The sequence below is a fragment of the Streptomyces sp. B6B3 genome, assembly GCF_039871525.1.
Taxonomy (GTDB): domain Bacteria; phylum Actinomycetota; class Actinomycetes; order Streptomycetales; family Streptomycetaceae; genus Streptomyces.
The window spans coordinates 48,382-73,798 of record NZ_JBDPLU010000028.1 but is presented as its reverse complement, the minus strand read 5'-3'; the positions used below and the strand labels follow the sequence as shown (position 1 = coordinate 73,798).

General features: G+C 73.3%; 23 protein-coding genes and 1 pseudogene. 9 read left to right on the top strand and 15 right to left on the bottom strand.

The window, feature by feature from the left end:
* Positions 1-81: 81 nt before the first annotated feature.
* Together ABGB06_RS35345 and ABGB06_RS35340 are read left to right on the top strand one after the other, a co-directional pair.
* Positions 82-984 (top strand): aminoglycoside phosphotransferase family protein, encoded by a 903-nt coding sequence (locus ABGB06_RS35345; protein WP_347598288.1) that lies wholly within the window; start codon positions 82-84, stop codon positions 982-984.
* Positions 985-1,344: 360 nt separating this feature from the next.
* Positions 1,345-1,592, top strand: a pseudogene (locus tag ABGB06_RS35340) (transposase); the annotation flags it as partial.
* A gap of 47 nt (positions 1,593-1,639) precedes the next feature.
* Here the strand turns inward: ABGB06_RS35340 and ABGB06_RS35335 are convergent.
* The 6 genes from ABGB06_RS35335 to ABGB06_RS35310 all read right to left on the bottom strand — a co-directional run bounded on the left by ABGB06_RS35335 (position 1,640) and on the right by ABGB06_RS35310 (position 6,862).
* A complete protein-coding gene (locus ABGB06_RS35335; protein WP_347598285.1) occupies positions 1,640-2,491 on the bottom strand; it encodes a hypothetical protein in 852 nt (283 codons plus the stop codon).
* Between the two features lie 474 nt (positions 2,492-2,965).
* A complete protein-coding gene (locus tag ABGB06_RS35330; RefSeq protein WP_347598282.1) occupies positions 2,966-3,394 on the bottom strand; it encodes a DUF6174 domain-containing protein in 429 nt (142 codons plus the stop codon).
* Between the two features lie 52 nt (positions 3,395-3,446).
* The gene (locus ABGB06_RS35325; protein ID WP_347598279.1) at positions 3,447-4,541 is read right to left on the bottom strand and encodes a hypothetical protein; all 1,095 of its coding nucleotides are present in this window, start codon (positions 4,539-4,541) and stop codon (positions 3,447-3,449) included.
* A gap of 258 nt (positions 4,542-4,799) precedes the next feature.
* Positions 4,800-5,441, bottom strand: a complete 642-nt coding sequence (locus ABGB06_RS35320; RefSeq protein WP_347598276.1) for a hypothetical protein — start codon at positions 5,439-5,441, stop codon at positions 4,800-4,802.
* Positions 5,428-5,859, bottom strand: a complete 432-nt coding sequence (locus ABGB06_RS35315) for a hypothetical protein (protein ID WP_347598273.1) — start codon at positions 5,857-5,859, stop codon at positions 5,428-5,430. The genes ABGB06_RS35320 and ABGB06_RS35315 overlap by 14 nt, the downstream gene beginning before the upstream one ends.
* Positions 5,860-6,019: 160 nt before the next feature.
* Positions 6,020-6,862 (bottom strand): alpha/beta hydrolase, encoded by an 843-nt coding sequence (locus ABGB06_RS35310; protein WP_347598270.1) that lies wholly within the window; start codon positions 6,860-6,862, stop codon positions 6,020-6,022.
* 161 nt (positions 6,863-7,023) lie between these two features.
* Between ABGB06_RS35310 and ABGB06_RS35305 the strand changes: the two genes are divergently transcribed.
* The gene (locus ABGB06_RS35305) at positions 7,024-8,604 is read left to right on the top strand and encodes an alpha/beta fold hydrolase (RefSeq protein WP_347598267.1); all 1,581 of its coding nucleotides are present in this window, start codon (positions 7,024-7,026) and stop codon (positions 8,602-8,604) included.
* Between the two features lie 43 nt (positions 8,605-8,647).
* Here the strand turns inward: ABGB06_RS35305 and ABGB06_RS35300 are convergent, their stop codons facing one another.
* A complete protein-coding gene (locus ABGB06_RS35300; protein ID WP_347598264.1) occupies positions 8,648-8,995 on the bottom strand; it encodes a helix-turn-helix domain-containing protein in 348 nt (115 codons plus the stop codon).
* Between the two features lie 96 nt (positions 8,996-9,091).
* Between ABGB06_RS35300 and ABGB06_RS35295 the strand changes: the two genes are divergently transcribed.
* The 6 genes from ABGB06_RS35295 to ABGB06_RS35270 all read left to right on the top strand — a co-directional run bounded on the left by ABGB06_RS35295 (position 9,092) and on the right by ABGB06_RS35270 (position 13,922).
* Positions 9,092-9,973 carry an NAD(P)-binding domain-containing protein gene (locus ABGB06_RS35295; protein WP_347598261.1) on the top strand — a complete coding sequence of 294 codons (882 nt, stop codon included), beginning with the start codon at positions 9,092-9,094 and terminating at the stop codon, positions 9,971-9,973.
* A 56-nt stretch (positions 9,974-10,029) separates the two neighbouring features.
* The gene (locus ABGB06_RS35290; protein ID WP_347598258.1) at positions 10,030-10,413 is read left to right on the top strand and encodes a VOC family protein; all 384 of its coding nucleotides are present in this window, start codon (positions 10,030-10,032) and stop codon (positions 10,411-10,413) included.
* A 120-nt stretch (positions 10,414-10,533) separates the two neighbouring features.
* Complete coding sequence (locus tag ABGB06_RS35285; RefSeq protein WP_347598369.1) at positions 10,534-11,622, top strand: MerR family transcriptional regulator; 1,089 nt, start codon at positions 10,534-10,536, stop codon at positions 11,620-11,622.
* Positions 11,623-11,768: 146 nt separating this feature from the next.
* Positions 11,769-12,254, top strand: a complete 486-nt coding sequence (locus tag ABGB06_RS35280; RefSeq protein ID WP_347598255.1) for a hypothetical protein — start codon at positions 11,769-11,771, stop codon at positions 12,252-12,254.
* On the top strand, positions 12,247-13,047 hold the full coding sequence (locus ABGB06_RS35275) for a hypothetical protein (protein WP_347598252.1): 801 nt from the start codon (positions 12,247-12,249) through the stop codon (positions 13,045-13,047). Before ABGB06_RS35280 ends, ABGB06_RS35275 begins: the two co-directional genes overlap by 8 nt.
* Before the next feature lie 11 nt (positions 13,048-13,058).
* Complete coding sequence (locus tag ABGB06_RS35270; protein WP_347598249.1) at positions 13,059-13,922, top strand: transporter substrate-binding domain-containing protein; 864 nt, start codon at positions 13,059-13,061, stop codon at positions 13,920-13,922.
* A 92-nt stretch (positions 13,923-14,014) separates the two neighbouring features.
* Here the strand turns inward: ABGB06_RS35270 and ABGB06_RS35265 are convergent, their stop codons facing one another.
* The 8 genes from ABGB06_RS35265 to ABGB06_RS35230 all read right to left on the bottom strand — a co-directional run bounded on the left by ABGB06_RS35265 (position 14,015) and on the right by ABGB06_RS35230 (position 25,415).
* Positions 14,015-14,656 carry a hypothetical protein gene (locus ABGB06_RS35265; RefSeq protein WP_347598247.1) on the bottom strand — a complete coding sequence of 214 codons (642 nt, stop codon included), beginning with the start codon at positions 14,654-14,656 and terminating at the stop codon, positions 14,015-14,017.
* Positions 14,657-14,816: 160 nt separating this feature from the next.
* Positions 14,817-17,096, bottom strand: a complete 2,280-nt coding sequence (locus ABGB06_RS35260) for a WD40 repeat domain-containing protein (protein WP_347598244.1) — start codon at positions 17,094-17,096, stop codon at positions 14,817-14,819.
* A 95-nt stretch (positions 17,097-17,191) separates the two neighbouring features.
* Positions 17,192-20,128 (bottom strand): glycosyl hydrolase, encoded by a 2,937-nt coding sequence (locus tag ABGB06_RS35255; protein ID WP_347598241.1) that lies wholly within the window; start codon positions 20,126-20,128, stop codon positions 17,192-17,194.
* A 248-nt stretch (positions 20,129-20,376) separates the two neighbouring features.
* A complete protein-coding gene (locus ABGB06_RS35250) occupies positions 20,377-21,087 on the bottom strand; it encodes a hypothetical protein (protein ID WP_347598239.1) in 711 nt (236 codons plus the stop codon).
* On the bottom strand, positions 21,084-21,215 hold the full coding sequence (locus tag ABGB06_RS35245; RefSeq protein WP_347598236.1) for a hypothetical protein: 132 nt from the start codon (positions 21,213-21,215) through the stop codon (positions 21,084-21,086). The genes ABGB06_RS35250 and ABGB06_RS35245 overlap by 4 nt, the downstream gene beginning before the upstream one ends.
* A complete protein-coding gene (locus tag ABGB06_RS35240) occupies positions 21,212-22,405 on the bottom strand; it encodes a type VII secretion protein EccE (RefSeq protein WP_347598233.1) in 1,194 nt (397 codons plus the stop codon). Before ABGB06_RS35240 ends, ABGB06_RS35245 begins: the two co-directional genes overlap by 4 nt.
* Positions 22,402-23,799: a type VII secretion protein EccB gene (gene eccB, locus ABGB06_RS35235; RefSeq protein WP_347598230.1), complete on the bottom strand. Its 1,398-nt coding sequence runs from the start codon at positions 23,797-23,799 to the stop codon at positions 22,402-22,404. Before eccB ends, ABGB06_RS35240 begins: the two co-directional genes overlap by 4 nt.
* 2 nt (positions 23,800-23,801) lie before the next feature.
* Complete coding sequence (locus ABGB06_RS35230; protein WP_347598227.1) at positions 23,802-25,415, bottom strand: S8 family serine peptidase; 1,614 nt, start codon at positions 25,413-25,415, stop codon at positions 23,802-23,804.
* Between the last annotated feature and the right edge of the window lie 2 nt (positions 25,416-25,417).

The following is a 25,417-nucleotide window of genomic DNA, read 5'->3' as shown; positions in this document are numbered from 1 at the left end:
CCGGGTCCATGACCTGGTCAGACGCCATGGGCCGCCGGAAAATGGGCGTGCGTTTCGTGCGTTTGATGTGAGACTGCGGGAGTGATCGACGTACCGGATGCCGTACGCAACATGGTTCGCGCTGCCGGTGTCGACGACTGGCTCGACCGCCTGCCCGCGCTTGTCTCGAGCCTTGAGGCTGACTGGTCGATCACCGTGGGGCGCCCGTACACGGGCGGGTCCGGGGCCTTCGTGGCCGAAGCGACCCGGGCGGACGGAGCCTCGGCGATTCTCAAGGTGCTGGTGCCAGGCTTGGGGAACGACTCCTCCAACGAGGCGATGGTGCTGCGCATTGTTGGCGGAGAGGGATGCCCGGCGCTCTACCGACATGACGCCGACCGGGGTGCCCTGCTCATGGAACGACTGGGGCGGCCGATGTTCGAGCTCGGCCTACCGCTCTCGCGTCGCCTCGGGATTCTCTGCGATGCCGCGGCACGCATCTGGCGGCCGGCGCCGGACTGTGGGCTGCCCACCGGTGCCCAGAAGGCCCGGTGGCTCGCCGACTTCATTGCGAGGTCGTGGGAGGAACTCGATCACCCCTGTTCCGAGAAGGCGGTCGAGCACGCCCTGGTCTCCGCCCGACGGCGGGAGCGAGCGCACCGCGACGAGAAAGCGGTACTGGTCCACGGCGACGTGCACCAGCTGAACGCGCTTCAGAGCGATGGCGGCTTCAAGCTGGTCGATCCGGACGGTCTCCTCGCGGAGGCCGAGTACGACCTGGGTGTCCTGATGCGCGGAGACCCGGTCGAGTTGCTCGCTGGTGACCCCTTCGAGCGGGCCCGTTGGCTGGCCGCCCGGACGGGTCTCGATCCCGTGGCCACCTGGGAATGGGGCGTGATCGAGCGGGTGTCGACGGCACTGCTCTGCACGCGGATTCACCTTCAGCCTCTTGGCAGGGACACGCTCCGGGCGGCGGAGGCCGTGGCTGGTTTGTCGATGTCGTAGGTGCCCGGCGATCGTGCGCGACCACCCGACCGGCGGGGCGCGGCACCGGCCGGGGCAAGGTGCCGCGTGGCACCGTGCCGTCGTCGATCCGCGTTCCGCGGTCTCCGCAGAATCTGCCACCGCCCAACGCGCCGGCATGCGGGGGCACTTCCTGTTCGCTTGCGCGCTTTCGCCCGTCACCCGCGGGGAGTCCCACTTACTGATCGTTTCAGAACGAGATCGGTGTGTCGCTGATTCGTCCCTGATGAACTGTGGGAGCGCATAGCTCCGTTACTGCCACCGCACCCGACTCCCAGGCACCGACATCCTGGGCGGCTTCGGGCACCCGACAGGGTCGCGCTGGGCGGCATCGTCTACGTCAAGCCCAAGTGCCTGTTCGCCGACCGCGGCTATGACTTCGACCCATACCGACGTCTGCTGTGGCAGCGCGGCATCAAGCCCTTCATCGCCAGGCGCGGAGCCGCCCATGGCTCCGGCTGGGCCGAACCAGGTGGGTGGTCGAGCGCACCGTTGCGTGGCTCCATCAGTTCAAACGGCTGCGGATCCGCTACGAACGCCGCGCCGACCTCCACCAGGGTCTGCTGGAGCTGGCATGCAGCATCATCTGCCTCCGCCGGCTCCGAAGGGCAGGCCCCAAAGTCGGCCGTACGAGCAGTCAGCGCGGGTTGTCCAGCGGCTCCGGTGGCAGCTCGTTGTCGCCCGGCGGGGCGGCCTGCGCGTCGGTGACGTCGACGGCGTCGTTCGAACCGCCGACCAGCTCCGGCCTCCCGGCCCCCTCCTCCGCGAGAGGCAGCGGCAGCTTGTCACGCGCGCCCATGACCCACACTCGGTGAGGATCGAGGAAGTCGATCAGGTCAATGAGCGCATTGTGCACGGCGGTCAGTCGTCCATGCATCGCCGCACCATCCGCTACGAGGCCGTCGATGTAGTCGAGTACCGGCTGGAACCGCTGGGCGTACTCCGGATCGCTCTCAAGCTTCGCACGGAACTCCATGTACCCCAGGCAGCGCCGACGTGCCTGGTCGGAGCCGTCTGGCACGACCATCAGCTCTCCGAGGAGCCGTTGTTCGCCTCCCTGCAGCACTCCCGTCCGGCCGTGGTCCTCGTGTCCCGCTATCGCGCCACTCACCCCGGCGAGCAGCTCCACCAGACGGCGGTTGCGTCGGCGGCTGCCCAGGTCGAGGAAGCCCGCCTCCTGGAAGAGGATGTGCACCCAACCCTGGTAGACGGCGAACCGGTAGAGGCTTTCGTACCGGTTGTACTCCTCCTGCCGGGCCGAATCGGGCGCGATCTGGGTGACCGGCCGCCCGGACAGCAGCGCTACGGCGTTTCCCAGCCGCGCTTGAAGGCCTGCCGCCGCCTGAAGCAGGGGATCGCGGTACCGACTCACGCGTTCACGACGGGCCTGCTCGCGGTCGGAGTGCTGGCGACGCCACTCGAACAGCCCGCCCAGTGTCACGGTCACGACCGCGCCCGCCACCGAGACAACTGCTGAGACCAGCGACACAGTATCCATCGTTGGTTCACCCCCGGCGGCATCCATCGCGTGGCTCGCCAACCTATCGCGGACCGCTGTCCCCAGGGATTCATTCTGAAACGATCAGTTAACGCCGCCCGGATCTCCGGAAACAGGGGCGGACGCAGATTCAAGCAGTGGAGCGCGCCACGTCTGTGAGCGGCCGATACGGTCCGGCGACACGAACTCGTCGACCACGTGCAGGGCTTGCGCGAGGCACGACTTCCGCTCGTCCCACAGGACCATGCTGGGGATCGTTCGGGCCTGACCAGTGTCGGGTCAAGCGATCCGGCGATTCAGGAGCGGATCGCAGAAGTCGAGGCCGACGCGTGACGAGAGGAACGACCACGGCGGCACCGACATCGAGACGGTGCCGGGCACGCCGCGGACCGGTGGGCCGCTACCCAGGTTTCCGTCTCGGTCCAGACCAGCGTCGACGGTTCGGTGTCCGTGGTTCCGGTGTGTTCACGGGGTGACCTGGCTGATCTCGTAGCACGTCTCGTCGTCTATGGCGTTGGTGTCGTAGTCGATGTCGATCAGCGTCGGGCGGCCGGCGTCGGTGTGCTCGATCTCCACGGTGTCCGCCCCGTCCTCGCGGGCCTGTTCGGCCTGCGCCAGCAGTCCGCCGATCGACGGGACGTCCGCGGACTCCGGGGTGTGGTTCTCCCCGACGGGCTCCCACCCCACGGCGTGCCCGTCCTCGACCGTGACGCGGAAGGTGCCGGTCACGGTCTGCTCGCCGCATGTCTGCGTCAGCGTGTACGCGTAGTCCCGCGGCTCGCGCCACTCCGCCCCGCTCTCGGATCCGGCATCCGCCTCGCCGCAGGCCACCAGGGTCGCCGCCAGCGATAACGGCAGCAGACAGGCCGCGATTCGGGTGATGGTGATTCTCATGCCGTTCTGACGGCATCCGCCGCCAAACCGTTCCCCCACGCGCGGTCCGGCGCTACGCGGTCCGGGGCAACGGGACGGGACGCCGTTCCGCGAGGGCGGCCAGATGGGCGGACAGCACCCACAACGCGCCCAGGTCGAAGGCGAGTTCGGTGACGGACGCGAACTGGTTCACCGTGAACTTGAAGATCTGCCCGACCAGGATGTCGGCGAGCAGCGCCATCCGGAACAGGCCGAACGCGGCCGTGCGGTCACGGGGCAGGAGCACCAGGCCGGCCACGCCGAGGAGGGCCGACACGGCGGCGCTGAGCAGGATGCCGATGGCGGCCCCGGCCTCCGGATCGCGGGCGATCTCCCCGCTGGCGATGTCCACGGGGATCCACACCGTGAGCAGCAGCGCCTCCGTGAGCAGGCACAGGACGGCGAGGGCAGCCGCGGTCCGGGTGCGGGCCAGCCGCCGCAGGGCGCGCGCGCAGTCGGTCGCCCGAACTCGCCAGCGTTCGGCGGGAGCGCGCTCCGGGACGGTCGCCAACAGCCGGACCAGGGCCCGGTCGACATCGCGCTCCGAACTCTCGAGCAACCGAAGGGCCGCTCGACGCTGCTCGGCCGTCAGCCCCGACGTGACGCCGGTCAGCGCGAGGTCAGCCGCCGTCGCCGTGCGCTCCTCCGCGCCGAGTCGTGCCGGATCGGCCGGATCGGCCGGATCGGCCCTCCGTCCGCGCAACACACGGGCCAGGAGGAGGAGTACGGCGAAGCTCGCGTAGATGATGCCCGCCGCGGGCTGGTAGAAGTACCCCGGCTCGTCCGTGACCTGCTTGCCCACCTCGTCGATGAACAGCCCGAAGCCGACGCCGCCGGCCACCGCGGCGACGCGCCTGGCGGCGCGCCCCAGGACGCAGAGCACGAGGAGGGTCGCGGCCGCCATCAGCAGTCCGCCCCACAGCATGTGGGCGATGTGCAGATGGCTGCGACCACCGCCCCCGCCGAGCTTCGGATATCCGGCGAGGGCGAGGAACGCCCGGGTGGCGAGGACCGTGACGATCCCGGACAGCGCGAAGAGGTTCGTGTAGGCGGCGGCGCCTTCGCGGAACAGCGTGCCGGAACGCGCGCCGCCAGGCCCGCCTGTGGGACCGGATACGTGGTGCCGCACGGACGAACCCCCTCCACAAGAGACTTGCGCGGATCCCACCAGCCTCGTCCGACCGCTCACCGTGGGGATCCGGGCACGCCCCTGAACCCGCCCCCATTCGCACCCCTAGGGAGAACGGTGGGTGCCCGGGTGCCCCACCATCCGGCGAATGGTGTCGCGCTCGCGGATGGCTCGGACCGGGTCGGTGACGCGGTGGTGTCGCACCACGACCCGCGCGGCGGCTGCCAGGACGTCAGCGTGGCGACGGCCGGTCGGCGCTCATGGCCCCGCCGACGGGGAGCTGGCGCCGGGAGCGGATTCGGACGGCCAGTGGAGGTGGCCGCCGAGGAAACCAGTGATGCTGTCGTCCTCCCAGCCGAACGGGGCCGTGGCGATCCCCAGCTGCACGGCTGTCGCGGCGGCGAACAGTCCCGGCGCGTTCGGATGGATGAGATGCTCGCAGGTCTCCTTCTCGCCCGGCCCGGAGAACTCGACGTAGCAGCTTCGGAGGGTCTCGTCGAGGCCGACTTCGTGGTCCACCTCCCGCAACCACACGAACACGGTGATGGCGACGGCCTCCGACGACTCCACCCTGCTGCTGATCCACACGCCGTCCTCCGTCACCTCGATGCAGGGGTACACGGAGACCGATGCCTTCCCGATGGCCGCCGGCTCGGGACGGCACTCTCGCGAGGGCTCCGTGGTCGCGGTCTCCTCCGATCGGTCAGGAGCCGCCTCGCCCTCCCACCATCGCGTGGTCAAGGAGACCACCGCGACGGTCACGACGGCGAGCGCAAGGGCGACCACGCCCCAGTTCGACGGTCCACGATGCCGGGACGCGTGGACGTGGATGTCGCCGCGCTGCGTGATGCTCTGCTGCCCACCGGACTGCGCGGTGTTGGACTGCTCATCCCGTGTCATCGTCGCGTCCCGCGGTTCCGGACGAGGGCTGGGTGACGTGGATCGTGCCACTCTGCGTGATGTACTGCGTCGCACCGCCGTGGGCGATGTTGGTCTGGGCCCCGCTCGGCGGCGGTGGCCCGGGCGTCTCTAATCGCGCGAGAACGGCCCGCAGCTCATCGGCCGCATCGGGATCCCGCTCCAGAAGGTCGGCGAACTGCGCGCTCCAGAAGGCACGCGTCGCGTCGAGGTGACGAACGCTCCGGAGGTGGCCGGGCAGGTCGTCGAGTCGGGCCCGAAGCTCCGGGCGGCCTCCGCCCTCCCGGTCCAACAGCCGGCCGAACTGGCTCCTCGCTGTCGCCCACGCGTCGGTCGCCGCCGCGGCGACCAGCGCGGCACCACCAGCGGCGGCCAACGCCATCAGTGCCTCAGGTAACACGACCCCTCCCCCTGAGTCCGCCGAGCGACTCAGCCTACGAGACAGCGGGCGGACACACACGGAGAGAACTGGCCAGATCCCCCCACTCTGTCCACCAGCGGCATCTCCACCGGCGGCGTCTCCGCCGGCCGCGGGGACGCGCGGCTGAGCCGTTCCCCGGTCAGTCGTCCGAGGCGGCGAGGAACGTGGTCAGGGTCGTGGCGAGTTCGGCCGGCTGGTCCTCGGGGGACAGGTGTCCGGCGCCGGGGATGACGCGCAGCCTCGCGTCGGGGAGCAGGGCGGCGAGCTCACGGCCCCGGTCCGGGGGGATCCAGGTGTCGTCGGCGCCCCAGCACACGAGGGTGGTGGCGGCGACGTCCGCCAGCCGGGGTCGCAGGGTGTCGGTGTAGCGCTCGTCCTGGCGGCGCGCGGTGAGCTGGCGGTAGAACGCCTCCTGCCCCTCCTCGGTCAACCACGGCCGGATCAGCGCCTCCAGGGTGACCGGATGGAGGCCGGGGCTGCTGGCGGTGTTCACGTACTCGCGCAGCACGGCCCGGTGCAGGGCCGCGGGGAGGCGGTCGAAGACCCGCGCGTGTTCCCCGACGACCTGGAAGAAGGGACTTCCCCACGGCGCGAGGGCGACGGCGTCCACCAGGGCCAGCCGGCGGTACCGGACGCCGTGCAGCAGGTGGGCGCCCAGCGCGACGGCTCCGCCGGAGTCATGGGCGACCACCCGGGGTCGGCTCAGCCCCCAGTGGTCCAGCAGCTCGGCGAAGGCCCGGCCCAGGGCGGCCAGGGAGAGGTCCTGGTCCGGCGTCATCTCCGAGAGCCCGTATCCCGGCATGTCCCACACGTACGTGTCGTACACCCCGGCCAGCCCTCGCGCGAACCCGCGCCAGATGAACGACGAGAAGGGCGTGCCGTGCAGCAGGACGACGGGTTCCGCGTCCGGATCGCCGAACCGGTCCCACCGGATCGTTCCGGCGCCGCCGCGGTAGGTCCTCGTGAGCTGCCAGTCCGTCATGCCGTCACAGGGTTCCACGAGAAGCGCCGCTCACACCCTGGGACCCGCGTGCACGAACGGGGGCTGGCCCCAGGGGGAACCGGCGGGTGGACCGGATGGGCGCGGTCACGCCCGCTTCGTAGCGTGAGGCCACCGATCCCTTCGTGCTCAAGGAGCAAACGATGCGTCGCACCCTGCCCTTCTCCTCCCCGGCCCGCCTCACCGCCACGGCCCTCGCGGTATGCCTGGGTGCGGCCGGACTCGCGTCCGCCGAAGCCTCGTCCGCCGAAGCCCGGTCCGCCGGGAGGGAAGCCATCGACTGGCGTCCCTGTTCCGCCGAGCGGCATCCCGAACTGGCCGAGGCCGGCGCCGAATGCGGGTACCTCGCCGTGCCACTGGACCACGCCAACCCCCAGGGCCAGACGGTGGAGATCGCCGTCTCCCGCATCCGCGCCACCGCCGACCCCGACGAACGGCGCGGCATCCTGCTGGCCAACCCCGGCGGGCCCGGCGGCCCCGGTCTCGACTACCCCCTCGCGTTGCGCCCCGCGCTGGGCGAGGTCGCCGACCGCTACGACCTGATCGGCTTCGACCCGCGCTTCGTCGGCGACAGCTCGCCGATCTCCTGCGCCCCCTCCGACGCGGTGGCCGCGCCGCCATGGGGGTACCCCCGGACGGAGTCCGGGGGAGGCTCGCACCGGGAGTTGTTCGAGGCGTCGGTCCGGGCCGCGCGCGAGCTGGCCCGGCGGTGCGGCGAGCCGGAGGGCAACGCCGAACTGCTGGCCCACGCCTCCAGCCGCAACGTCGCCCGCGACATGGACGCCATCAGGGCCGCCCTGGGCGAGGCGACCCTGTCGTACTACGGCGTCTCGTACGGCGCCGACCTGGGCGCCGTCTACACCCAGCTCTTCCCGGACCGCGTCGACCGCATCGTCCTGGACAGCTCCACCGACCCGGCGCTCACCCAGTACGAGCTGTTCCAGGAGTCGGGTCCCCCCGCCGAGGCGGGCCTCGACGAGTGGGCGGCGTGGGCGGCCGACCGCCACGACGAGTACCGGCTGGGCCGCACCGCCGCCCGCGTGCGGGCGGCCGTGGAGCGGTTGGTCGCCGTGGCCGAGCGCCGGCCGATCGCCATCGACGGCTACCGGGTCGACGCGAGCCAGCTGCGGCTGATCCTCCGCCAGTTCGTCCAGCACGAGGAGAACGACCCGACGCTGGCGCGCGTCGTGCGTGATCTGCTCGACGCGGCGGCCGGGCGGGACGTCGACCCCGACCCGGCGCTCGCCGCCATGCTGGAACTGCTCAACTCACCCGAACTCGACGAGTTCTTCGCCGTCTCCGCCTTCACCATGTGCGGGGACGCGGGCTGGCCGGCGGGCGGCTGGCCGGCGGACCCGGAGACGTACTGGCGGGCCACCCAGGACAGCCGGGCCACCCAGCCGGTCTTCGGCCCGTTCGCCAACGCCATCAGCCCCTGCCCGTTCTGGCCGGCCGAACCGGCCGAACCGGGCACCACCATCGACAACGACGTGCCGGTGCTCATGCTCCAGGCGCTGCGCGACAACAACACCCCCTACTCGGGCGGCGTCGCCCTGCACGAGGCGCTCGACGGCTCCCGCCTGCTGACCGCGGACATCCGCGGCCACGGCGTCTACGCCCGCGCCACCGACGGCAACCAGCCGGTCCCGTGCGCCGACCAGGCCGTCAACGCCTACCTGGCCGGCGGCCCGTTGCCCGAGAGCGACCTGCGCTGCGGGGAGTGAGCCACCGCGTCCCGGGACGGTGCACCCGCCGGGACGCCGCCCCCTACCGCGAGTGCCCGGGCCGCCGGGTGCGGCCCCAGGCGGCCAGGGGTTCCAGGGCGGCGTTCAGGCGGGTGCCGTCGTCCGTCAGGGAGTACTCGACGCGGGGCGGCACCTCGTCGTAGGAGACGCGGCGGACGACGCCGTCCGCCTCCATCTCGCGGAGGTGGGACGCCAGCACCTTCTCGGTGATGCCGGGAAGCAGGCGGCGCAGCTCGCCGAAGCGGCGGCGGGGGCGCTCGTGGAGGGCCCAGAGGATCAGCACCTTCCACTTGCCGCCGATCACCTCCATCGCGGTGTCGATCCCGCAGACGTGTCCGCCCGGTGCGCCCGGCCGGTTCAGCGTCGTCATGTCCCACCCTCCTGACCTGCTCGCTCACCCGGAGGAAAGCACCCACTCCGAAGTGGGTACTTGATCGTCTCCGGGCCCGCGACGAGCCTGATCGGCATGACACAGAACACCGGGGAGAAGACCTCCGTCACACTGCTGGGCCTGGGCGCGATGGGCACCGCGCTGGCCCGTGCCTGGCTGGCCGCCGGCCACCCACTCACTGTCTGGAACCGTACCCCGGCCCGCGCCGCCGCCCTCTCCGCCGAGGGGGCGGCGGTCGCGGACAGCGCCGCCGCGGCGGTCGCGGCCAACGCGCTGGTCGTCGTCTGCCTGCTGGACGACGCCTCCGTCGAGGAGACGCTGGCCGGCACGGACCTGGCCGGCCGGGACGTGGTCAACCTGACCACCAGCACCCCCGCCCAGGCCCGCGTCCGCGCCGAATGGGCCACCAGCCGCGGCGCGCGCTACCTGGACGGCGGGATCATGGCCGTTCCGCCGATGGTCGGTGTCCCGGAGGCGGGCGGCTACGTCTTCTACAGCGGCTCGCGGGCGTTGTTCGAGCGGCATCGGGAAACGCTGGGCGTCCCGGTCGGCACCACCTACGTCGGCGAGGACGCGGGCTTCGCGGCCCTGCACGACGTGGCCCTGCTCAGCGCCATGTACGGGATGTTCGCCGGGGCCGCGCACGCCTTCGCCCTGATCCGCGGGGAGGACATCGATCCCGCGTCGCTCGCCCCGCTGCTCGCCGACTGGCTCGTCGCGATGGCCCCGGCGGTGCACCAGACCGCCGAACAGCTGCGGAGCGGCGACTACACCAAGGGGGTCGTCTCCAATCTCGCCATGCAGGTGGCCGGCACGCCGACCTTCCTGAGCACCGCGGAGCAGCAGGGCGTCAGCCCGGAGCTGCTCACCCCGTACTTCGCCCTGATGCGCCGCCGCCTGGCCGAGGGCAGCGGCGAGGAGGACCTGACGGGCGTGATCGACCTGCTGGTGCGCTGACGGGTACGGGGGAAACGAGTGGCGGGAGGGCCGGTCCGTCGGGCAGGGTCGGGGGCATGGTTTCGGTGGTGCAGAACGTGGCGATCGACTGTGCGGACGCGTATGAACTGGCGCGGTTCTGGAGCGCGGTCACCGGTCGGCCGCTGCATCCGGAGGACCGGCCGGGCGACGACGAGACGCAGGTGATGCTGCCGGCGGGCCCGTTGCTGCACTTCAACCAGGTGCCCGAGCCGAAGACGATCAAGAACCGGGTGCACCTGTGCCTGCGCCCGGACACCTCACGCGAGGAGGAGGTCGAGCGCCTGCTGGCCCTCGGGGCCACGCTGGTCGTCGACCGCCGGGAGCCCGACGGCTCGGGCTGGGCCGTCCTCGCGGACCCCGAGGGCAACGAGTTCTGCGTCCTGAGCAGCGAGGCCGAACGCGCCGCGATGTCCCACTGACCGGGACACGGAGGAGGGCTGGGTGGTCGGGTCGGTCGGGCGGCGCTCCGAACGCTTGACCCTCACGTGGCGTCATGCCGCATCGTCGAGGGCGTGGCAGAGCATCTGACCGTGGGACGGGTGGCCGAACTGGCCGGCGTGAGCGTCCGCACGCTGCATCACTACGACGAGATCGGACTCGTGCGGCCGTCCGCGCGGACCGGGGCCGGTTACCGGGCCTACTCGGCGGGCGACGTGGAGCGGCTGCGGGAGGTGCTCGGCTACCGACGGCTGGGCTTCGGCCTGCGCGAGATCGCGGATCTGGTGGACGACCCGGCCACCGACGCGGTCGCGCGCCTGCGCCGGCTGCGCGGCCTGCTGCGGGAACAGCGCGACCGGGCCGCCGCCATGGTGACGGCCATCGACCAGGAACTGGAGGCACGGGCCATGGGGATCAGGACGCCGCCGGAGCAGCAGCTGAAGGCGTTCGGCGTGCGGCTGTACGAATCCATCGGGTCCGCCTATCCGGCGACGCGGCGCACCGAGCCGCGGATCGCCGCGAGGATCTGGGAGGCGCTCGGGGACGCCCGGACAGTGCTGAACGTCGGGGCCGGCACCGGCTCCTACGAGCCCCCGGACCGCGATGTCACGGCGGTGGAACCGTCGGCGGTCATGCGGGCGCAGCGTCCCGCGGACGCGGCGCCCTGCGTGGCCGCCAGTGCGGAGAGCCTTCCGTTCGGGGACCAGTCCTTCGACGCCGCGATGGCGGTCAGCACCGTTCATCACTGGCCGGACCCGGTCGCCGGGCTGCGCGAGATGCGGCGCGTGGCCCGCCGGGTGGTGGTGTTCACCTACGACGCCAGCACGACCGGCTGGCTCCAGCGGTTCTGGCTCACCCGCGACTACCTGCCGGAGTTCGCCGACCTGCTCGTCGGCTGGCCCTCACTGGCCGACATGACCCGCGCGATCGGGGGCCGCGCGGAGCCGGTGCTCATCCCGTGGGACTGCGCTGACGGCTTCTTCGAGGCTCACTGGCGCCGGCCTGAGGCGTACCTGGACGAACGTGTGCGCCGCGCCGTGTCGGTGTGGACGAGAGTCGGACCGCGGGCCGAGCAGCGGGCGGTGAACGGCCTCCACGACGACCTCTCCTCGGGCCGGTGGGCCGAACGCAACCGCGACCTCCTCGCCCTCGACACGGCAGAACTGGGCCTCCGCCTCCTCGTGGCCTGAACCCCCCGCACCCGGCGGCGGCGCTCGGCGGCCCGGACCGCGGTCAACGTGTAAATCACGGTTACACAACTTGCCGCAAAGCATTACCCCCGGTATCGATCCAGGGTTAACCTGACACAGGGGTCAGGGGACGATATGGGGGCATCATGGTCGCTGAACTCGCCGCCGGGCTCGCGGTCACGGCGGCCGGGGCCGCCGTCGCGGCGATGGTCACCGACGCCTGGGGCGGCACGCGGGAGCGGATCGTCGCCCTGTGGCGCCGATTACGGCCCGAGGAGGAGGCGGAGGAGGTCGCCCGGGGCCTCGACCAGTCGCGGCAGGGTCTTGGCGAGGCGGTCAACCCCTTCGATCCGGATCGGGAACAGCGGATCCGGGAGGCGCTGGCCGGGCGTTTCCGGGACCTGCTGGAGCGGCATCCCGAGGCGGCGGACGAGGTGCGCGCGCTGATCGCGGCGGCCGAGGGCGACGGGGACACCAGGGAGCGCTCCGTCACCCACATCCACGTCTCCGGCCGGCACAACTCCGTGGTCGGGAGCAACTCCGGCGTCGTCGTGAACAACTTCGGTCGCGAGTCTGGTCCCGGCTCTGGTCCCGGCTCTGGTCCCGACTCCGCTCCGCGACGCGATGGCTGAGCAGCGCCCCGAGGGGAGCGGGGCCAGACTCTCGGTCGGTGGCCAGCACAACTCGGGCGTTCTGCACAACCTCGGCGTCGTCGTCAACAACTTCTTCGGCCTGCTGGCCGGAAAGCGCTGGCCCTGGCTTCCGCTCACGCTGGCCGTGGCGGCGAGCGCCGTGGCGGTCACCGTCCGTCCCGAGTCCAGCACTTCCCAGGGCGTGAGGTGCGCTCTGCTGTTCGTCGCCGCGGTCGTGCTCGGTGCGTGGCGGTACTTCCTCCCCCTGCTCGTCCCCGGGGAGGGCGGCGAGGGCCGTGCCGGAGGCGGCGGATCACCGCGCCCCTCGCCGCTCGGCCGGCTGTTCCGCCGGCGGGAGCCGCTCGGCCAGATCCTCTCCGTGGGTGCGCTGCTGCTGGGTCTGTGTGGCTGGCTGGTCCTGCAGCATCTGGTCGACCACGGCGACCTCGACGTCACCGGCCAGTTCAGGTTCGAGGGCTCCCAGCCCCTCAAGGACGGCGAGACGGTGACGGCCACCGCCCGGCCGGAGGAGACCAGGGACCGTCTGCTGTTCACCCTCGACCTCACCGACGACGACCCCCGGCTGGGGACCTGCGTGCCCACGGCCACCGCCTCCGTGGTGTTGACGGCCGGGGAGGGACCGGCCGCGCGGGAGGTCGAGGTCGCCACCGGCGAGGAGGCCGAGATTCCGCTGGGCGGGGCGCGGACCACGCTCGGCCTCGACATCACGCTGCACGCCGACGTGGGCTGCCTCATGGACGTGGCCATCAGCAGTGCGACCCTGCGGGACTGACGGAGGTACTCGTGACGCGAAACGCTGCCCGGTCGACGCGACTCGCCACGGTGCTCGTGTGTCTGGCCGCGGCCTGCGGCTCGTCCGACGACGACATCATCTTCCCGGACACGGACCGGCTCGTCATCGCCGTGAAGAACGACCAGCCGGGCACGGGCTACGCGGAGAACACCCTGCGCAGCGGCCTCGACATCCAGCTGGCCCGGGAGCTCACCGCGGACCTGCGGGGAGAGGACGATCCGAACTGGGACGACGTGCAGTCCGAGACGCGCACCACCGTGATCACCGGGGGCCGGGCCGACCTGGTGATCGCGACCATGTCGATCACCGAGGACCGCGAGGACGACATCGACTTCATCGGCCCCTACGCGCGGACCCAGCAGGGATTCATGGTCCGTGACGAGGACGTCGACAGGATCACCTCGCTCGACGACCTCAGGGGAGAGAGGATCTGCACCTGGTCGGGGACCACCTCGACGGTCGCGCTGGACGAGTCCCCTGTCGGCAACGGGGGCTACGAGGCAGAGGACGCCTCCAACTGCATCGCCGAGCTGCGCAGCGGCGAGGCCTTCGCCATCTCCACGGACCAGCTCATCCTCTACGGCTTCGCGGAGCACTACGAGGAACTCGCGGTGGTGCCGGATCTGACGGTCGGCAGCGTCAACAACTACGGCATCGGGATCGCGGAGGACCGGAACGAGGAGTGCGAACGGATCGCCGAGTGGCTCAAGGACTACGTCAACAGCGGCGACTGGGACGCCGCCTTCACCGACAACCTCGGCTCGGCCAGCGAGGCCAATCCGCAGTGGCAGACCCTCTTCCGACCGGACGCCAGCCTCATCGACACGTACTCGTGTCAGGGAGACGACGGCTGATCACGGCCAGCCGAATCATGCCACGGCCCAGGTCAGTCCCTCGCTGACCTGGGCTCGTCGCTGGTTCGTGTGGGCGGCTCGCGCCGGGTGGGTCACATGGACTCGGCGGCGGTGGCGCTCTGGTACTCCTGCTCGGTGCCGTCCGCCCAGGTGACGATCAGCGTCTCGCCCTGGAACTCCAGCGTCGCGGTCCGGTTGGCCCACTCCTCCTCGCCGTACATGGTGCAGTACGGCAGCTCCAAGGAGGCGCCGTCCTCGGTCGTGGCGCCGTAGCAGATGTCGCCCTCGGCGACCCAGTCCTCGACGAACATGACCTCGTCCTGCTCGAAGCTGAGGGTGGCGTCCTCGGGGTCGGGACCGGTGTACCACTCGCCCTGCAGCTCGTCGTTCGTGGCGGGGGTGCGCTCCTCCTCGCCGCCGAGGAGGTCCTCCAGTTCCTCCCACGGGATGAGCGACAGGACGTCGTCCGGCACCATGCCGCCCAGGTCCTGGGGGGAGATGCCCTCCGGCAGGCTCGCCGGGTCGATCTCGGACACGTCCTCGGGCTTCGGGCCCTCCGACTCGGTGCTCTCGGCGTCGCCGCCCTCGGCGGACTCGTTGCTCTGCTCGCCGCCCTCGCTCGCCGTGTCGTCCGTCGGCTCCGCCGCCTCCTCGTCGCCCTTGCAACCGGTCAGCACCAGCGCGGCCGCGACCGCGACGGCCGGCAGCGCCGCCCGTATCATCCTCTTGCGCATGGTGTCCCCTCGTCTCGTCAAATCACCATGGATGCAGGGAGAGTAGCTGGTCAGCAGGGTGACCCGGCCGCACTGTTACGGCCCTGTACCGTTCCGCGCGGAATCGGGACACGCGTCACCTGCCGGTGGCCGGAGCCGGACGCTCCGTGGCTGCCGGGCCTCACCCGTCGCACGTGGGACCGGCCGACTCGTCGGGGAGGTAGCGGGCTCGTTCGCTTCTCGTCAGATCCCGCCGGAGCGCCTCACAGAGCACGCCGACGGCGTCCTCCGGGCTGGGCGTGCTGAGCTCCCACAGCCGCGTGTCCTGCCCCAACCCGCCGATGGCCAGGGTCGCACCGTCGGGGCTGAACTCCATCAGATGCGCGTTGCCGAAGGCGACGGTGTTGCGGTTCTCGTCCGCCAGCACGTTCCACAACCGCACCACCCCGTCGGTGCTGCCGGAGGCGAGGGTGACGGCGTCGGGGCTGAACGCCAGCGAACTCACGGCCACGAGGTGGTCCGGAAGTCGGTCGCGGAGCTCGCCCGTCACCACGTCCCACAGCTCCACCGACCCGTCCTGTCCGCCGGTGGCGAGGATCGTGCCGTCCGCGCTGAACGCCACCTCGGACACGCCGTCAACGGCGAGGGTCGTGCGCATCTCTTCCGTCCGCGCATCCCACAGCCGCAGCTTCCGTCCCACGCCGCTGATGATGGCGAGCTGGGAGCCGTCGGCGCTGAACGTGGCGGACTGGGCGACCTCCACCGTGAGGGTCTCGCGGAGCTCGCCCGTCGCCGTGTCCCACAACTCCAGCCTGTCGTCGTTCCTGGTGGCGAGGAGGGCGCCATCGGGGCTGAGGGCGAGCACCACCGCGTCGCCGACGTCGACGACGCCGCTCGCACGGGGCTCGCCGGTCGCCACGTCCCACGACTCCACCTGCCCGTCCTGCCGGGCCGTGTGCAGCACATCGCCCTCCGCACCGAACGTCACCCGCACGCCGGCGTCGACGGGCAGGCCGGTGATGAGCGTGTCGCGGACCTCACCGGTCGCGGTCTCCACCAGCCGCACGCTCCCGTCGTAGCCGCCCAGGGCGAGGACGGAGCCGTCGGGGTTGAACGCCACCGAGTACTCGCCGTCGGTGCTGGAGAAGGCGTCGCCCGGCCGACCGACCGACGCGTTCCACAGCCACACCGTCCCGTCCGCGTCGCCCACGGCGAGGGTGGTGCCGTCCGGGTTGAACGCCATGGCCCCGACGTCGGTGGCGGGTGCGTCCGTGAGGACGTCGCGCACCTGGCCGGTGGCGATGTGCCACAGCCGCGTCCGCCCGTCGAGGCCGCCGGTGGCGAGGGTGGTGCCGTCGGGGCTGAAGGCCAGCGCCGCGACATCGTCGACGCTGAGCGTCTCGTGCACGTTCGTCTCCACGTACAACAGGTGCACCATCTCCCCCGTGAAGGTGGCGAGGACGGTGCCGTCGGGGCTGAAGGCCATCATGAACGTGTCCTCGACGCCCGGCGCAAGCGTCTCGCGAACCTCGCCGGTCGCCACGTCCCACAGCCGCACCGGCTCGTCGGATCCGCCCACGGCGAGCGTGGAGCCGTCCGGGCTGAACGCCACCGTGCTCATGTCGCCCTCGTCGACGAGGGTGTCGGTGAGCTCGCCCGTCGCCACGTCCCACAGCCGCACCCGGGGCCCGAACGACCCCGTGGCGAGGGTGGCGCCGTCCGGGCTGAACGCCAACGACCCCAGCGAGTCGACCGTGAGGGTGTCGCGGAGCGTGCCGGTCGCCGTGTCCCACAGCCGGACGCTTGCCTCGTCGGCGCTGCCGGTGGCGAGCGTGTCCCCGTCGGGGCTGAACGCCACGTGGTCCACGCTCCGGGGGTGGCCGGTCAGGGTGTCGCGGAGCGCGCCCGTGGTCGCGTCCCACAGCTGCACGTCCCGCCCCTGTCCGCCGGTGGCGAGCAGGGTGCCGTCCGGGCTGTAGGCGACGGCGAACAGGTAGTCGGCGGAGGTGTCGAGCCGCTGGCGGGGCGAGAGGTCCGCGGCGGCGTAGAGGCTGGCGACGGCCTCGTCGGTGGGGCTGGTGCGGTACGCCTGGATGGCCAGCAACGAGGCCAGGTCGCGATCCTCGCCCAGCACCGCCGCGGACTGGGCGGCGAGTTGCCGGGACTCGGCGACGTGCCGCGCGTCGGTGGCGTCCCGTTGCGCGGTGCCGGAGAGCACGGCGACGCCGACCGCCACCACCAGCAGCAGCGCCAGGCCGGCGGAGAGGTTCCGCAGCCGGTTGATGATGCGCTGCTCAGGAGAGGGCGGGGACGAGGGCGACGGAGCGGTGAACCACCCCTGCGGCGCCGTCGCCCGACGCCGCAGGTCCGCCACGCGCCGGCGCCAGGACCCGGGCGCGGCGGGGACGCGTTCCGGGTCCGCCTCCGCCCGCGGGCCGAAAGGACTCTCCTGACGCTCCATCTTCGCCCCCTGGTCGGTCAGTTCGACTCATTGTCGACCCGAACGCCAGCGGTGACACGTGGCGTGGCCCGATAGTTCCCGGGGGCGGCCCTGCCTCAGTCGCTCGTCTCGGTGAGACGAACGGGGCCGAGGAGTCCCGAGGGCATCGGCTCCCATGCGGCGGGCGGCGACGCGTCGAGCCAGCTGACCCAGAAGTTCGTCACGAGTTCGCCGCGCCGGGCGAGGTCGCGGACGCGGTTGGCCGCGAGGTTGGTGACGTCGAGTTCGAGGACGTTGCGGCCGGTGCGGAGCGCGCGGCCCAGGGGGAGGCGGAAGGGCAGGGACCAGGCGGTGCCCAGTTCCCGCCCGTTGAGCCGGACCGAGGCGGTCTCGCGCACGTCGCCGAGGTCGAGCCGCCAGGTCCGGCGCGCGTCGGCGGCGGGCAGGTCGAACTCCAGGGCGTAGCGGGCGGTGCCGGAGAAGGCGGCCTCCGCGTCGCCGAGTTCGGGCCAGGAGACGAGCTCGGGGAGGGTGCGCTCGGGCGGCAGCGTCGGGCCGCCGTCGAGGAACGTCAGGGTCCACGGCCCGGTCAGCGGCCGTTCCCGCCCGGTGGGCGCGGAGGTGGTCCAGGCCGGCGCCTCGACCCGCCGCTCGTCCTGGTCGTCGAAGGTGCGGAGGATGAGGGACTCGCCCGGGTCGAGGCGCAGCCGCACCTGCCGGTCGCCGTCGCCGCCGCGGGTGCTGGCCAGCCCGCCGGTGTCGCGCAACGGGTCGAGCGCGGCGACGGAGGCGGCCCGGGTGCCCAACGGGAACCAGCCGTCGACCGGTTCGGCCGAGACGTTGGCGAGGAAGTAGTGCCGGCCCTCGTCGTGTCGCCGGCGGAGCACCGACAGGCCGGCGTCGGCCGCGGGTTCGCGCGCGGCGCCGGCGTCGGCCAGCGCCTCGTCGAGGTCGGCGCCCTGGGCGGTCACCACGATCCGGCCGCGGCCCACCCGGTGGACGCCGTTCCGGCCGTGCGCGGCGCCCAACGGCGCGTACAGCGCGACGAGTCGGGCGCGGCGCTCGTCGAGGTCGGCGAGGCCCGGCACGTCCTCGGGCAGGTCGCCGGCGAAGACCACGGTGGCCCCGGCGCTGGCCAGGGCGTGCAGCCTCTCCAGCGTGGCCAGCGGGACGAGCCGGGCGCCGGGGACCACCACGGCCCGGTAGCGGGCGTGCTCGTTGCGCACCCCGGAGGCGTCACCGGTGAACGCCGCGAGCTGCCGATCGGACACCCAGTCGAACTGCCAGCCGCGGGCCTCGAGTCCGCCGGCGACCACGTCGGCGCCCGTGGGGTGGCCGTACATCCAGGGGTCGCCGGACCAGTGGTGGTCGGGGGTCAGCTCGACGTCGTCCGAGCCGACGCCGCCGTCGGGCGCGCCCCACAGGTCGTGCTGCGGCCAGTACACCAGCACGTCGTTGTCGTGCTCGCCGGACTGCAGCACGGACTGACAGCGGGTGACGTAGCCGGTGAACTCGGGGAGGTCGCGCCAGAGGGAGGTGTTGGCGGGCTGCACCTCGGTGGCGGCGTAGAAGGAGTGGCCCGGCCAGGGGGCGTCCTCCGGCGAGTACGCCGAACCGTGCAGCACGATGTGGTTGACGCCGGCGGCGAAGAGCACGTCCACGGCGGGCTTCGCCTGGGACAGCGCCACGTGGTAGTGCTGGTCCAGCCAGGTGATCGCCTCGGCGGCGACGAGCGGCTTGCCCTGGGTGTGCGCGGGCGAGGAGGCCATCCGCCAGGTCAGCGAGGTGGGCCGGCGGGCGGTGCCCGCGCCCTGCCGCAGCCCGGGGATCGGGATGATCTCGGCGCCGGTGTACTCCGTTTCCGGGATGTCCGCCGCCGCGTAGACGTCGAGCAGATGGGCCGGGGAGCCGTGCGCCTGGTTCCTGGTGAGCCAGCCGCGCCGCGCGCTCCAGTCGGTGAACGGCCGCGCGAACCGTTCCAGGAAGAGGTCGGAGAACGTCTCGCGCACGTCGGACAGCACCCGCAGTCGGGCGTCGGAGTCGCCGGAACCGTCGGTCTCGGCGAAGACGGCGGGCAGGTGCGGGAGGAGGTCGTAGCCGCGCAGGCGGGCGAACTCGGCCACCGCCTCGCGCGTCCAGTCCGTGGCCTCCAGTTCGAAGGAGTCGTGGAACATGGCGCGCAGCCCGGGCGGCCCGTCGTCGAGCGCCTCGTCGAGGCGGTCCAGGTGGGTCCGCACGGACTCCGCCGCGAAACAGTCGGCCATCAGGCCCTTGCCCCCGGGTCCGGCGCGCTCGACGCGCTTGAGCGCCAGCCCGCTGAAGACCCCGACCAGCTCCCAACGGCCGGGCGGCGCGGTCCAGTCGAGCGTTCCGTCGGCGCCGACGCGCGACGCGAGGTCGATCGTCTCGCCGCTGCCGGCCTCCCGGGCGACGAGGGCGGCCAGCGGGGGCTCGGGCAGCGGGTCCATCGGCGGGCGCAGGTCGGGGCGGGACAGCCGTTCCTCGTCGATGAGCCCGGGGTGGGGCGGCTGTTCGGTGCGCACCGGCACGTCGAGCCGCTGCCCCTCGGTCAGTTCCCAACGCTCGACCAGCGCCCGGCCGGCGCTGAGTTCGGGGGTGATCCACGGGCCGCCGATGTTCCATCCCGAACCGGCCGTCAGGTCGACGCCCAGGCCGAGGTCCGCCGCGTGGCGGGTGGTGGCGGCCAGCGCGTCGAGCCACTCCCGGCTGAGGTAGGGCAGGATCCGGTCCTCGAGTCCCTGCGCCTCGTAGATCGGCTGGACCTCCACGCCGCCGAGGCCCGCCTCGGCGAACGCCCGCAGGTGCCAGGCCAGCCGGTCCTCGGTCACCGCGCTGCCCAGCCACCACCACCGGGTCCACGGCCGGGTCTGCGCGGTGATCGGGCCCCAGCCGAGGCGGTCGCCCGGCGCCGCCGACGACGACGAGCTCGCCGGGACGCCCGCGGCCCGGCCGACACCGGCGAGGGCCTGGGTGGTCGCCATGGTGGTCGTGACGGCCAGGGAACCGCGCAGCAGGTCGCGTCGACGCATCATCTTTCCCTCCTGGGAACGCACGGATGCCTTCCCGGCAGGGGTGCCAGGGACGGCTGGGGTGGGACGGACGGCGGTGAGGTGGCGGTGGGGTGGAGGTCGGGGTGGGGGATGGCTGGCGGGCGGGCGTGCGTATGAAACGATTCATTTCCGCGCACGGAAACGGCCTGGGCCAGCGCCTCCGAGGCACCGGGGAGTCTTCCCAACCGGGCGACGGCCTGTCAATCCTCGTGCAGCGACCGGACTGCTCGTTACGGCAGCGCCGGCAGGTGCAGGGTCTGCTGGTCCGGGGTCAGCAGGGCCTTCTCGCCCGGGGAGACGTCGGGGCGGAGGATCTCGCTGGAGCCGGGGCGGAAGAGGATGATCTGGCCGGCCGTGAGCTGGGACGTGCGGTGCGCGGCCTCGCGGCCCAGCAGGTGGCCGACCTGGTCGGCCTGAGCTGCGCTCAGGGCCACGAGGGCGTCCGGGTGGCTCCAGAACGCGGCCCGGCGGGGGGCGGTGCGGGTGACGTGGATGACGGTCCGCCAGGGTCCGTCCGCGAGGGCGGCCGACGGGGCCCGCCGGAGGTCGGTGACCAGCACCTGCGGGCCGGCGTCCACGGTGGGCGGGGCCGGGGTGGCGCGCGGCCAGGGGGCCGGGTCCTCGGTGACCAGAAGGCGCTCGCCGGCGACGTCGCGGATCGCGTTCCACCGGTACGGGGCCTTGGTGGCGGCGGTGACGTGCGCGCCGACGGCCAGCAGCCGCAGCGCGACCATCCGGACGAAGAGGGACTCGCCGAGCACGGCGACGCGGGTGCCGGCCGGACCCGGCACGGGCAGGGCGACGGGCTCGCCGTTGTCCCGCCGGCCCAGGTGCACTCCCGTGCGGGCGGGGGTGAGGCGGATGGGGGCCCGGGTGTCGTCCTTCCACTCCGCGACGGGCAGGGCGGTCAGGTCGGGGGTGACCAGGTCGGGGGTGGTCATCGTGCGGTCGCCTCCCTGAGAACGGGAACGGGAACGGGAAGGGAAACGGGGCCGGCGAAACCCGTGGCCTCGTCGAGGGGGTGGGTGCGATACGCCAGCGGGAGGGTGGCCGGCTCGTTCCTGGTCATCGTGCCGTCGCCTCCACGGGAACCGAGACCGGGACCGGACCGGCGAAACCCGTCGCCTCGTCGAGAGGGTGAGTCGGATACGCCAACGGCAGGGTGGCCAGCAGTCCTGCGGTCTGGTCGGCGGCGGGCGGGCCAGTGACGCCGGCGGCCAGCAGCCGTTCCCGTTCGCCCGCGGCGTGTTGGGCCAGGGTGCTGACCAGGCGGACTGCGGCGAGGACCCGGAGGGTGCCGCCGTGGGCGGTGAGGGTCGCCGCCGCCACCAGCCGGTCGGCGGCGCAGGCGGCCAGCCCGGACAGCAGGAGCTGCCAGTCGTTCTGGCAGGAGACGCGCGCGGTCAGGGTGCAGTGGGTGGACGCCTGGCCCGCCCAACTCGTCGGCAGCGCCCGGCCCTCGGCCTCGGGGTCGCCGAGTTGCCGCAGCAGGTCGGTCACCTCGTCGGCGCCCAACGGCGTGGTCGGCACGCCGTGCGCGGCCAGGCGGGCGCGGAGCCGCGCGGTCGCCGCCGCCACGGCGGCGCACGCGCCGGCGTGCCCGCCGCCGCGCCGCGCGGCGGCCTCGGGCGCGGGCAGCGGCTCGTACCGCACCACCAGCCAGGAGCGGACCGCGACGGGTCGGCGCCGGTAGGGCAGCTGGCGGTAGGCCGTGGCGGGTTGGAAGCCGAAGTGGAAGTCCCACGGGGGGACGCCGAACTGCTCCACGACCAGCTGGGCCGCCGCCGGACGCGCGGGGTCCTCGGCCAGCCACCGGGCCACCTGGTCCGCCGGGAGGGCGGGCAGCATCCCGCCGGGGAACGCGACGACGGCGGCATGGCCGCGGCCGTCGGACACCACGCCCAGGGCCTCGGGTTCCGAGTTGCGGTCGGCGACCTCGGTCACGTCCAGCGCGGGGAGCAGCGCCCGGACCAGGCCGAGTTCGCCGGGCTCCCGGCCGTGCGGGCCCGGCGGGGGCGGCACGGCGAGGCGGCGGCCCCGCAGCCGGGCCAGCACCCGTTGGTCCGCCCAGGCGCCGCGGCGGCGCACCAGCGCGCCGACGACGAGCAGCAGCCCCGCGCCGGCCAGTACGTAGTAGCCCCAGGGGCCGCGCAGCGCCAGGCCGACGGCCACCGCGGCGAGGCCGGTCTCGATGGCAACCAGCCGGGCCCGGCCGAACCGGAGACCTCGGAACCGCCGCCATACATTCCGCACGCTCACTGGTCCTCCTCGCCGAGGGGCTGTTCCTCCTGGGCCGCCGCGTCCGGATCGAGCACCGGTCCGGTCGGGAGCAGGTCGACGAACGCGCTGGGCATCGACGGCGCCTCGGCCGGCTGGTACCCGAGGCGTTCGACCGCCTCGGCCGAGGCGAACCGGTAGGCGGTCCCGTCGTCCGTGACCAGGACGTGGCTGCCGCCGCTGCCGCCGGAGGTGGTGGACCGCACCACGGCACCGGAACCGGCCGGCACGTAGAGGCTGTTGAGCAGGCCCAGTGGTTCGGCGCTCGCCGCGGTGACGGGCGTCATGTCCGCCGGCTCCGGCATGGACTGCGGCAGGTGCACGGTGGCCCGCCACGGCGCGTCCCCGGGTCGGCCGCCCGGCGGGGTGCTGACGCAGACCGGCTGGTCGCGCTCCAACTCGTCGACGACCGGCGTCGCGTCGGGCCAGCCCTGGTCGCCCGGCGGGCGCGCGGGGGAACGCGGTGCCTGGGCGGCGTCGAGGGAGCTGATCGCGCGGTCGGCGCCCGCCGGCGTGGCGAGCAGCGTGTACACCAGCTCCGAGACGGCGACCAGCCCGTCCGAACGCACCACGAAGTACTGCTGGTTGGGCCCGCTGACCGTGTGGGCCACGTCGCCGACCTCGGCCTCGAAGGGCAGGTCGGCCGCGGGCTCCTCACCGGCGCCGGCCACGGCGTCGGGGACGGTGATCGACGGGCCCTCGGGGACGGTGACGATGACCTCCAGGGGCAGCGGCACCGGTTCCTCGCGCAGCCCGAGCAGTTCGGCGACCGACTGGGTCAGCGCGTAGCGCCGGCCCTCCGTGAGCAGCCACAGCGCGCCGTCCTCCGCCTCGACCAGCACGGTGCCCGCGGGGCCCGCCTCCGCCGCGCTCGGCACGGCGACGTAGAGCGTGGTCTGGACCGGCGGGCCGCCGGTCTCCGAGGGCGTGGCGCACAGCGTCCAGTCCTCGTCGAGCAGGTCGTCGGCGTCCGGCAGCGCGTCGGGCGCGCCGGGGATGCCCACCGGCCGGCCGCGCGGCGCCTCGTCCAGGGTGCCCTGGCGCACCTCGGTGATCTGGCTGCCGCCGACCAGCATCGCGGAGGCGAGGTTGAGCGCGCGGTGCACCACGCCGTCCTCGACGATGTACGGGTCGCCGCCGTCGCCGACCACCACGACGCCTCGGGTCGGCAGGTCGGGGCCGTTGCCGCCGCCCAGCCAGCCGATGATGCCGAAGACGGCCGCGACGAGGACGCCGACCGCGATGCCGCTGCCCAGCGAGCGGTTCAGCCGGCGGCGCGGATCGCGGCGGGCCTCGTCGGTGCCGCGCAGGAGACTGGTCGTCATGCGGCGCTTGGCGTACTCGTACGCCTCCGCCTGTTCGCGTGTCGTGGCCATCGCTACGGTGTCCGGTTCCTGTGCGCGGCTGGGCTGGTGGATGCGGTGGTGGCGGCGCCGACGGCTCTGCTGGTGGGCCCGCTCGTGGGTCTGCCACCGGGGCCGCCGGCGGCCGTGCCGGTGGCGGCGGTCGCCGCGGCGGGCGTCGTCGCGGTGGTCGTCGTCGCGGTCGCGGCCCGGGCGTCGCCGCCGAGCCAGGCGAGGTGGTCGCCGACCGGCGGTGCGGCGCCGGCGGCGGGCTCGTCCGCGCGCTCCGGTGGCGCGGCGCCCGCCCGCCAGCCGCGTTGGATGGCCCGGCGCACCCCGGGGGCGGCCAGCAGCCCGAGCACGACGGCCAACAGCAGCCCGCCGCTCCAGGCCAGGGCGGCGGCCGCGGTCGCGGAGAGCAGCGGTTCCTCGCGGGGCAGGGTCTGCACGGCGATGGAGCCGGTCACCGCGGCCTGTTCGTCCTCGCCCGGGTCGCCCTCCCGTTCGCCGTCGAGGTGGGTCAGCGCGCCGAAGGGGTCGACGATGCCGGCGCCGGTGCGGTCGTTGACCTCGCCGCTCGCGAGCGAGGCGGAGCCGATGAGCCGGCGGGCCACCTCCGCGGCCGACAGGTCGTCGAAGCGGGACATCAGCAGCGCGGCGGCGCCGGAGACCTGGGCGGCGGCCATGCTGGTCCCGCCCTCCACCCGGTAGCCCTCGCCGTCGGGCGCGACCACGACCATGTCGTCGCCGTAGGCCGCCAGGTCCACCCAGGGGCCGAAGTTCGAGGAGTCCAGCGGCTCCCCGTTGGCGTCGACGGCGCCGACGGCCAACACCCCGTCGTAGGCGGCCGGGTACATCCGGCCGCCCGTCACGTTCTCGTTGCCCTCGTTGCCGGTCGCGGCGACGACGAGCACGTCGGCGGCGACGGCGTCGGCGATCGCCTCGCGGATCGCGTCGTGGTCGGAGGCGACGGCGAGGGAGAGGTTGATGATGTCCGCGTCGTTGGCGACGGCGTCCCGAATGGCGGCCGCGAGGGTGTTCTGCGTGGCCTGGTCGACGCCGTCGGCCATCCGCACCGGATAGATGGTGGCCCCTGGCGCCACCCCGGCGATCCGGTCGCCGTCGGCGCGCCGGCCGGCGATCAGCCCGGCGACGGCGGTGCCGTGGCCCACGCAGTCCAGCTCCGGCGGGGGCGTACTGGGGGTGAACTCGGTCTCGTCGAGGGCGCGGATGAACTCGCTGCCCCGCTCGACGGAGTCCGCCAGGTCGGGATGGTCGGCGTCCACGCCCGAGTCGATGACGGCGACGGTGACGCCGTCGCCGTCGGCCAGGTCCCAGGCGTGTCGCAGGCCGAGTCGGTCGATCAACGGGTACGCGCCGACCGCTCCCGGGATGTCGTCCATGTCCACGCCGGTGGTCTGCGTGCGGCACGGTTCCGCCGCCGCCGCCGCGGGCGGGGCGGCTCCGGGGACCACGACGGGGACGACCAGCTGGCCCAACGCCGCGACGCCGAGCGCCGCCGCGAGGGCGCGTCCGCCCGGTCGCCCCGGGCCCGCGCCGGTGTGGCGCCACCCCGGCGTGGTGCGGGGGCGAGGGCGGACGCCGTGCGGGCCGGACGTCTCCGCTCTGGTCATCTCGGCACCGGTCATCG

Excerpts from the sequence above, each read along its gene's own strand:
- ABGB06_RS35330 (WP_347598282.1), bottom strand. The coding sequence starts at position 3,394 with ATGAGAATCACCATCACCCGAATCGCGGCCTGTCTGCTGCCGTTATCG.
- ABGB06_RS35320 (WP_347598276.1), bottom strand. The coding sequence starts at position 5,441 with ATGACACGGGATGAGCAGTCCAACACCGCGCAGTCCGGTGGGCAGCAG.
- ABGB06_RS35310 (WP_347598270.1), bottom strand. The coding sequence starts at position 6,862 with ATGACGGACTGGCAGCTCACGAGGACCTACCGCGGCGGCGCCGGAACG.
- ABGB06_RS35305 (WP_347598267.1), top strand. The coding sequence starts at position 7,024 with ATGCGTCGCACCCTGCCCTTCTCCTCCCCGGCCCGCCTCACCGCCACG.
- ABGB06_RS35300 (WP_347598264.1), bottom strand. The coding sequence starts at position 8,995 with ATGACGACGCTGAACCGGCCGGGCGCACCGGGCGGACACGTCTGCGGG.
- ABGB06_RS35295 (WP_347598261.1), top strand. The coding sequence starts at position 9,092 with ATGACACAGAACACCGGGGAGAAGACCTCCGTCACACTGCTGGGCCTG.
- ABGB06_RS35290 (WP_347598258.1), top strand. The coding sequence starts at position 10,030 with ATGGTTTCGGTGGTGCAGAACGTGGCGATCGACTGTGCGGACGCGTAT.
- ABGB06_RS35280 (WP_347598255.1), top strand. The coding sequence starts at position 11,769 with ATGGTCGCTGAACTCGCCGCCGGGCTCGCGGTCACGGCGGCCGGGGCC.
- ABGB06_RS35275 (WP_347598252.1), top strand. The coding sequence starts at position 12,247 with ATGGCTGAGCAGCGCCCCGAGGGGAGCGGGGCCAGACTCTCGGTCGGT.
- ABGB06_RS35265 (WP_347598247.1), bottom strand. The coding sequence starts at position 14,656 with ATGCGCAAGAGGATGATACGGGCGGCGCTGCCGGCCGTCGCGGTCGCG.
- ABGB06_RS35260 (WP_347598244.1), bottom strand. The coding sequence starts at position 17,096 with ATGGAGCGTCAGGAGAGTCCTTTCGGCCCGCGGGCGGAGGCGGACCCG.
- ABGB06_RS35255 (WP_347598241.1), bottom strand. The coding sequence starts at position 20,128 with ATGATGCGTCGACGCGACCTGCTGCGCGGTTCCCTGGCCGTCACGACC.
- ABGB06_RS35250 (WP_347598239.1), bottom strand. The coding sequence starts at position 21,087 with ATGACCACCCCCGACCTGGTCACCCCCGACCTGACCGCCCTGCCCGTC.
- ABGB06_RS35245 (WP_347598236.1), bottom strand. The coding sequence starts at position 21,215 with ATGACCAGGAACGAGCCGGCCACCCTCCCGCTGGCGTATCGCACCCAC.
- eccB (WP_347598230.1), bottom strand. The coding sequence starts at position 23,799 with ATGGCCACGACACGCGAACAGGCGGAGGCGTACGAGTACGCCAAGCGC.
- ABGB06_RS35230 (WP_347598227.1), bottom strand. The coding sequence starts at position 25,415 with ATGACCGGTGCCGAGATGACCAGAGCGGAGACGTCCGGCCCGCACGGC.